The organism is Pseudanabaena sp. FACHB-2040 (genome assembly GCF_014696715.1).
Lineage (GTDB): Bacteria > Cyanobacteriota > Cyanobacteriia > Phormidesmidales > Phormidesmidaceae > JACVSF01.
This window is the reverse complement of sequence record NZ_JACJQO010000004.1, coordinates 126,227-132,862: the sequence shown is the minus strand read 5'-3', so window position 1 is coordinate 132,862 and position 6,636 is coordinate 126,227. Positions and strand designations below refer to the sequence as shown.

Genomic DNA, 6,636 nt, shown 5'->3' with positions numbered 1-6,636 from the left:
AAGATCTCGGGTGCTCAATGGAGTTCGAATAACGTGCAACAGGTGCTACTGCATCGTTGTGCCTACCTTAACGGCAGGTTCTCTGCTTAGTCCTACAAGACTGGGATGCACTCACAGAGATAGATTTAGATCTGGCGATGTCAATGACCTTTTGCAAGCTATAGGTGTACTGCATTACGTTGAACCTTACTATTGTTGTTGTTTATTTTCCTTCTTTTAGTAGCTCCGACCGCAATACCACGAGCGCGTAGGTCGCAGCCCTGGGAAAGGGCGTAGTCTCTTAGCTGCAGATACAGCCTAGTGTTAGTTGGGATGTTCAGCAGGCCCGCGATATCTCCTATCGAAAGCCCGTGCTGCCAAGCAGCATCAAATGCCTTCTTATCTCTTTCTGTGAGCATCCTCACACATGAGGTGGAGGAAGAGCTTGGCTCAAATACACGAATCAGATCCAACCGCCAAAAAGTTAGTAACAGCTTTGCTTCATCATCTGGGTTGTACCCTGGGCGATGCAGCCCGTAGGCCGATGCGAAGTCAGGTTCAAGTTTGAATAAGTCCTGAGGGTTCTCGTCTAGTAACAGGGACAGAGCCACCAGCAGATTGCAGTTCAGGGTTGTTCTCTCTGCGGGGTAGTTGTCGTTTAGCCACGCTTCGATCTGATTCTGTGTGTAAGCTCCCCTAGCCTGCTCAACAATGTGGGCGGCGATATCAGATACGGTCAAACCGTGCTGCTTAATGAGGGCTCTAGCGGGAGAGAGTGTGTATGTATAAAGCATGGAACCTACCTATATCAAGGGTTTTGGGTGTTATGCGAAAGCCCCCTTTAGGAGACGCGACGTGCGATGGTACATAAAGGGGGCTTTTCGCTCGTCTGAGGCGATTCTGGAGGGACTAAATTTCTGATTTAGCGGCTTCGACTGCCTCGCGGGCCAGTTGAGCTAGATGCGCGGGGTAAGTGTTGTCGGTTACGGTCGGGATGAATCCGTTCGGGTGAAGGATGACTGGAATATATTTGACGCTGCTCACAGGTTTCATAGGAATCTCCTTGGTTATGCTCTATATTTGCACGGGTAAGGTAGGCAAATGTGTGCGTGTTAAAGCAGGCTCTTTACATGAAAAACAATCTTCCCGATAACGAAAAAAGGCAGGAACTGAAACGAATCTGGAATGATACTTTGTCAAGACCACAAAACTACTTCAGGGATCCCGAAGAGCTAAGAAGTAGTGACCTTGTAGAAATCATTGAAAGGCAAATAGAAATCAGCCCTGGAGAAACTTTTTACTTTAATGATGCTTCTAAGAAAGGAATCAGAGACATGGCGTCTATTTTGTCAGCGATTCCTGAGGCGAACAGATCTTCGAGCTTTGACAATATTTATAAATCAATTAGGGATGAAATAAAGACCAAAGTTTTATCGCCTGCAGAATCTAAGAAGGATTTATTGTACGACGATATTGAAGCTTCTATACTTAATCGAATCTTTTCGAGCATAAAAAACTACTCATATTACTTCCCCATTAATGGATTAATCGTCCGAAAAGGAATAAGAATTGACTTGGGAGCTATTCAAATATTTGAATTTGATTTAGATGAAATAAATCATCTTCTTGCCCAAGATCAAAAAGTGACAGAGGAAAATGAGAAAGTGTATAGAGGATATCTAGAGAAGGGTTTTTTGGGGAGGACATGCATTAAGTGCTCATGGGTTGGCGATGAAATATTCTCACAAAAATTTGCCCGGTTCAGAATCGAAGAAACTATAAATTATTTAAGATACGTCATTTGCCTTTATTCTCATGCAAGTATCCATGATGAGGATGTTCCAAGAATTACTCTTAGCTCCGAAGCGTTTGTCGATGCAGGTTGTTTCTTAGTCAAAGAACATGACAACAACAGATTATCTTTTCATTGGGGACCTAAAAGAACAAACATCCGAGGGCAACATTTTCTACTGGATGAGCACAGGATTAGTCAATTAGAAGAAGGTGCTTACTATAACTTGATTACCCAGCTTCTCAACAATATAGAGAGAAAAGAGGTAGAAGATTGTGTAATGAAAGCAATCAACTGGGTGGGTGAAGCACAAAATGATTTCAATTCTGATGCCTCCTTCTTTAAGTTTTGGACAGCTTTAGAATGTGTATTTCCTAAGAAATATTACCCTGGGAAGAAATCCAGGACTTTTATCATTGCGAGAGGCGTTTCCATACTGTTAACTGATTTAGGAGGATACAGTTTTATTAAAGGTGATGACAAGATTCTTGCTGTATACCGGTCGGTTTGCATGCTTTATCAAAAACGGGGGGACTTAGTACATGACGGCCTAAGAAATGGAGTGAGCAAAGCTGAACTCGCGGAAATGTGTAAGTTGACTTGCTGGACAATTCTCTCTTTGCTTCACCTTATAGAATGTGGGGTCACTCAAAGAATTGACATAAATCAAGAAGTCACTCGGCGTTTTGGGGATTTGCCTCCAAAAATTAAGGAGCAGTGCATAGAAGCTAGTAGTAAAAAAAGTACTTGATGATGATATTGAGGCTTCAGCGGCTTGCTCCAGGCATCCCATAGGGAAATCATGTAGAAGAAAGGCTATTCATCTTTCTCGACAATGTTCAGCGTTGATGTGTCTGTTCTGTTTTCCTTGTCTGGCCTCTCCCTCTTCCCCCCGTCTTCTCCCGTCTTAGTTGCGTGCGTGTGTAGCTGCCCGCCTGCGTGGGGTGCAGGGCGCGGCCATATTTAAGTAGCTTTTGAAAAAAGTGCGGGGTTTTTTTAGGACCCTCAAAGCCTTGATATATATAGGTTACATAGAACTCTAATAGAGTCATATAAGGGATAGAGGATACGGGAGGGAGGGAGAGGAAGAGAGGGGAGGGGAGGGGAGGGAAAAGGAGGATAGAGGGAGAGAGAGAAGAGGGAGAAGTAGAGGAGAGAAGAAGGGGAGAGAGGAAGAAGAGGAGGAAGGAGGAAGTAGAGAGAGATGAAGGAAGAGGAAGAAGGAGGGAAGTAGGAGGGGAGAGAGAGAGAGTAGGAGGAGGATGGGTGGGGAGGGTGAAGGAGGGGGAGGAAGGGGGAGATGAAGAGAGGAGGAGGAGAGGGGGAGGGAGATGGAGGAAGGAGAGAGGGGAGAAGGTGGGAGGAGAGGAGGGAGGGGAGAAGGGAGGGGAGAAGGGATGGTGAAAAAAAACGACCTAATAGCGATAGGTCGTTGTGATGTATGTAAGAGGGGGGGGGACTTAGTGAGCGTATAGGACGTGGGAGTCATTATGGTTGAATATTTCCCAGTTATTCGATAGCGTCAGGGGTATGACCCGCTCTAAGTGATACGTTAGCAGCTTGTTTTGTCTGAAACGTATGGGAATAAATTCGAACATTTGGTCGGGGTCGAACTCTTTCAGCCAGCCCTGATATCTCTGCATTACTTCATCCATAGAATCTGGGTGAACCTCTACAGTCAAACCGTCGTACTGGAATGAGACGATGTTTTCCCGCATAGCAGGGCCAGATATAAAGCTCTGCATAATCCACTGCTCCCAGCCTTGAGCCATGTGTGCCAGCGCCTTGCCAGCGATTTTCATGTTGTTGAGACTTGGGCGCTTCTTACTAACCTTGCCTTTCTGTGCCTTGCGGTAGTCTTCATACCTAGCCTTATCTTCCATGTATTTGGCATAGTATTCTTTTGCCTCTTTCTTGAGGTGAAATGGACGGCCCAGCTTGTTCTTGATGATGACAGGAGTATTACATTTGTTCTTGTCATCAATCAGATTTTTAACTTTGTACTGACGCAGCCACTTCTCGCGCGCCTCCACTAACGGTTTGAGAAAGCCATCTTGAATAGCGTCTATTTGTTCTTGGGTAAACCTAAATGTTGTGTCATGCTTCTCCAACTCTCCGTTTGCAAGGAGGCGGAGATTTTTAAGTCTTGCTCCAAAGCAGAGTGAGTAGACAATCACCTTAAGTGCACGCTTGGGAACATCGTAATCCTTTGGACAGATATGCTTCCAGATAGAACCGCCATTGTGAATGATTGACTTAATCTTCTCCAGCAATTCGTCACATCCTAAAAGCTTGCACAAGATGATGAGCTGAGCGCATTTGAGATCCAACTCTAGCATCACATTATTGTCATTGCTTGGGCCAATAAGCAGCCAGCGTAGCTCCTTAGACAGGTTGAGTGGCCCTCCTATTGTGTGTATCCGCCCAGGCCCTTGTAGGTGCCAAGTAGCGTGATATTGTGGGCTGTACATAGTTACGTCCAGCCCACCTAGGGCAGAGCGAATGGATACCTTTTTTGCCCTGTTCCGCTCGGTTTGGTCCCTATGGCTGGTTAGCGTTACGAATTCCTCAATCCACCTATGTCCCATACGCTTGTATAGGTCAGCCTCAAACGTAAACGTGCAGTTTCTAAGGTATTCTATGGTGCCGAGTGTTTCTTTTGCTAAGCGGCTTTTTTCACGCGCCCAAGTATCACTATTAGGTGCTGGCTTACGACCAACACCTGTTGGTGGGCATTCTTCAGGCGCTAGGAGAATGTGCGCGTCGGGACCCATATCGTGATCAGTCTGCTCCACTGCGATGGCATACACCACTTTATCGATTAAAGTATGGGCTCCGCTTACGTCAAAGCCCCGGCAGACTACCTTGCTAATGTAGTCCCTTACCTCGATTAGCCCCTCACGTTCTAAAGCGGGTAGTATCTCACGGCTAATGGCACCCATCAAGCTCCTGAGATCACTTTTTTTATCATATTCGTCTGCATGAGTGCCTGTTAGCTGGCTGCAGATAATTTTCGTAGGAATCTCGGAAAAGTAAATATCGCCACTGCGCTGACGGTAATTCACATCCACTACCTTCATTAGAGCGAATGCAGTGCACACAAACCATTTGTTAGCTGCTAGCTCCTCCTGGCCTCTCTTTCTAAGCGCTTTTCTTAGGTCATAAGCCAGAGGCCGATGATACAAGTAGTCAAGCTGTTTATTAATCTGCTTCTGTGTCTTAGTAGGCAACTTTGCAAAAATCTCATCTAAGGTTTTACACACCTTTTCCGAGTTGGCCACTTTAGCGTCGTTTTCAGCTGTCGCCGCAATCTGATTCATGGTAGTATTAGGAGTGTTAGATGTGTTAGATGTGTTAGACGTGTTGGATGTGCTAGGCACGTTAAGCACCTTGGTTCTGTGTTCTTTGTCTTTGCTCTTGGATTTGAATTAGAGTCCCAAATCCGAATATTTGTTAAACCGCTGCTTCTCCCAAAGGTGGCGGTTTTGTTTTGACCTCTGAGGGGTTGGCTCCCAACCAACCTCCTCATACTGCGGAAAACTAGACCTCTCTTTCTGTGCAGATTAGTTATCTAACTGTGTGGAGGTCTCGAACTCATAAGTCACCTTGCAGCCCTCGCCCATCCTCTTCTCTAGCTCTTTGTGAATCGGCTGCAGCTCTTCGATGGTGAAAGGCAGGCCAGCGCGGGCAACCATCTTGAATATCTCTGCCCCGTTCTTGGTGGCGACCACTGTTGCCATTTGCAGGGTCTCCCTAACAATCTGGCGTATTTGCATTTCTTGGCTTTGTGCGCTTGACATGTCGATGCCCCTTTTGTTTTTTGGCTTGATTCTTCTCCCTTTTGTGGTGCCCGAATGCCGCTTACGGGTCTGGGGTTTGCTGTAGCGTTTAATCCTTCTTATCTGGGCTAGACTCAATCAAATCTGCGGGCGTACATTTCAGAATCTCGCAAATCTTATCCAGCATCTCGTTGAAGCCTCTAGCGCTTGGAATCTCGTCTGAGTTAGCCCAGTTGCTTACTGTCGTGCGCGACCGACCTAAGTGAATTGCCAACTGAGTCACTGAAACCTTTCTATCTGCCAGAGTTTGCCTTAACTTCCACTTAGCCATTGCGAGTCTCTTACTTGCTTTACTCTCTTAGTATCGCAGAAAAAAAGATCTACATGTGTGCAGTTAGAAGCGACATCTGCAAACCCTCAGTTTGCAAATGAACAGATTTTGTCCTGTTGCTTGTAGTACTCTATGTATAGAGACAAAAAGAGGAGACAGAACAATGCAATCCACCAAAACCGCACAGCAAATTTATGCCATCGTCCAAGGTTTGAACACGCTGGTGTTGGCAGGTAAGGTTAGGTTGAACCAAGCAAAGATTGACCAGCTCAACGTAGAACTAGATGCACTAGAAGCTGCAAAAAGCTAGATAAGTAGAGAGCTTTTTAAGCCCTGACTATATAGTCAGGGCTTTTTAGTGTCTGTAATTAGCGCACATCTAATACCTTTAGTTTTGGGAAACTACAAGAATCAAGAGTAGTAGAAACCCCTGAGATGACTGCTAAGCAGCAAGAACGGCGCGATGCCACCATTAAACTCTTTATCGCTTACATAAGAGGTTCCTCCCTGCGCCAACTTGCTCGCCGCGCAGGTATCACCTTTAGTGCTCTACGATATCGATTCAAGAGTCAGATTCATCCTGAGTACGCCACACTGGCACGCCGGGGTCTTTTCCTGATGATTAGGCAGTACCTAAACACCAAGAACCTTCACTCCAGGTACAAAGAGCAAATCGCTACCTGGTTCACGTCAAACCTAAACAGCATCATCGAGGCCGAACTTAAAAGCACCCGCACAATCCTGAGCGAGCGAAA

General features: G+C 45.8%; 6 protein-coding genes. 2 read left to right on the top strand and 4 right to left on the bottom strand.

Features of this window, described 5'->3' with window-relative positions; translation table 11 throughout:
* Positions 1-158: 158 nt before the first annotated feature.
* Together H6G13_RS03750 and H6G13_RS28470 are read right to left on the bottom strand one after the other, a co-directional pair.
* On the bottom strand, positions 159-719 hold the full coding sequence (locus H6G13_RS03750) for a hypothetical protein (RefSeq protein WP_190481839.1): 561 nt from the start codon (positions 717-719) through the stop codon (positions 159-161).
* 169 nt (positions 720-888) lie between these two features.
* Complete coding sequence (locus tag H6G13_RS28470) at positions 889-1,032, bottom strand: hypothetical protein (RefSeq protein ID WP_206756507.1); 144 nt, start codon at positions 1,030-1,032, stop codon at positions 889-891.
* A gap of 77 nt (positions 1,033-1,109) precedes the next feature.
* On the opposite strand from H6G13_RS28470, the gene H6G13_RS03745 reads away from it, so the two are divergent.
* Positions 1,110-2,522 carry a HEPN domain-containing protein gene (locus tag H6G13_RS03745; protein ID WP_190481838.1) on the top strand — a complete coding sequence of 471 codons (1,413 nt, stop codon included), beginning with the start codon at positions 1,110-1,112 and terminating at the stop codon, positions 2,520-2,522.
* Between the two features lie 709 nt (positions 2,523-3,231).
* Here H6G13_RS03745 and H6G13_RS03740 read toward each other — a convergent pair.
* Positions 3,232-5,091: a hypothetical protein gene (locus H6G13_RS03740; protein WP_190481837.1), complete on the bottom strand. Its 1,860-nt coding sequence runs from the start codon at positions 5,089-5,091 to the stop codon at positions 3,232-3,234.
* A 243-nt stretch (positions 5,092-5,334) separates the two neighbouring features.
* Positions 5,335-5,571 carry a hypothetical protein gene (locus tag H6G13_RS03735; protein WP_190481836.1) on the bottom strand — a complete coding sequence of 79 codons (237 nt, stop codon included), beginning with the start codon at positions 5,569-5,571 and terminating at the stop codon, positions 5,335-5,337.
* A gap of 473 nt (positions 5,572-6,044) precedes the next feature.
* Here H6G13_RS03735 and H6G13_RS03725 point away from each other — a divergent pair, with 473 nt between their 5' ends.
* Positions 6,045-6,191: a hypothetical protein gene (locus tag H6G13_RS03725; protein ID WP_190481834.1), complete on the top strand. Its 147-nt coding sequence runs from the start codon at positions 6,045-6,047 to the stop codon at positions 6,189-6,191.
* Positions 6,192-6,636 lie beyond the last annotated feature (445 nt).

Excerpts from the sequence above, each read along its gene's own strand:
- H6G13_RS28470 (WP_206756507.1), bottom strand. The coding sequence starts at position 1,032 with ATGAAACCTGTGAGCAGCGTCAAATATATTCCAGTCATCCTTCACCCG.
- H6G13_RS03745 (WP_190481838.1), top strand. The coding sequence starts at position 1,110 with ATGAAAAACAATCTTCCCGATAACGAAAAAAGGCAGGAACTGAAACGA.
- H6G13_RS03740 (WP_190481837.1), bottom strand. The coding sequence starts at position 5,091 with ATGAATCAGATTGCGGCGACAGCTGAAAACGACGCTAAAGTGGCCAAC.
- H6G13_RS03735 (WP_190481836.1), bottom strand. The coding sequence starts at position 5,571 with ATGTCAAGCGCACAAAGCCAAGAAATGCAAATACGCCAGATTGTTAGG.
- H6G13_RS03725 (WP_190481834.1), top strand. The coding sequence starts at position 6,045 with ATGCAATCCACCAAAACCGCACAGCAAATTTATGCCATCGTCCAAGGT.